At 55.5% G+C, this 562-nt stretch carries 1 protein-coding gene; it reads left to right on the top strand.

The window, feature by feature from the left end; all coding sequences use genetic code 11:
* Positions 1-112 precede the first annotated feature (112 nt).
* A complete protein-coding gene (locus tag RVY79_RS17070) occupies positions 113-403 on the top strand; it encodes an H-NS family nucleoid-associated regulatory protein (RefSeq protein WP_048935988.1) in 291 nt (96 codons plus the stop codon).
* Positions 404-562: the final 159 nt, after the last annotated feature.

Raw genomic sequence — 562 nt, 5'->3', positions numbered from 1 at the left:
CATCGACTTTCTCGCGGATACGCATGATGGATGTGGGTTCTACTGGACACAAGGCCACACAGCCGCTAGTTCTTGCATTACTCTCGTCGCACGACAAACCTAGGAGAACCCTGTGGCGACATACAAAGACCTTCTGGCTCAGAAGGCAAAGCTGGAGGAGCAGCTCGAGACCGCGCGAGTGGCGGAACTCGAGGCAGTCATCGCTCAGACGCGTCAAATCGTGCTTGAGTATGGCTTGACTGCAGAGGACATCGGACTGACATCCAAAAGCAAGAAAAAGGCTGGCAAGAAGACAGTTGCAGCCAAATACATGGACCCTAAAACCGGCGTGACTTGGTCCGGCCGTGGTCGCGCGCCGGCATGGATTGAGGGGAAAAACCGCGACCGATTTCTGATTAAGTAGCCCGCTGCTCCCCAGTCGCTACATGTAGCAGCAACCTGTCGCGGCTGGGGAAGGTCATTCCTGATGGACTCGCCAGCGGCGTGACGCATAGCTACGTTCCAGCTATCTTGACGAGTTGAAACAGACACCGTTCAATGCCTCGCGCAAGCATTGTTCTGC

It is taken from the genome of Chromohalobacter sp. HP20-39, from assembly GCF_033052815.1.
Lineage (GTDB): Bacteria > Pseudomonadota > Gammaproteobacteria > Pseudomonadales > Halomonadaceae > Chromohalobacter.
This window is presented reverse-complemented; position numbering and strand designations above follow the sequence as displayed.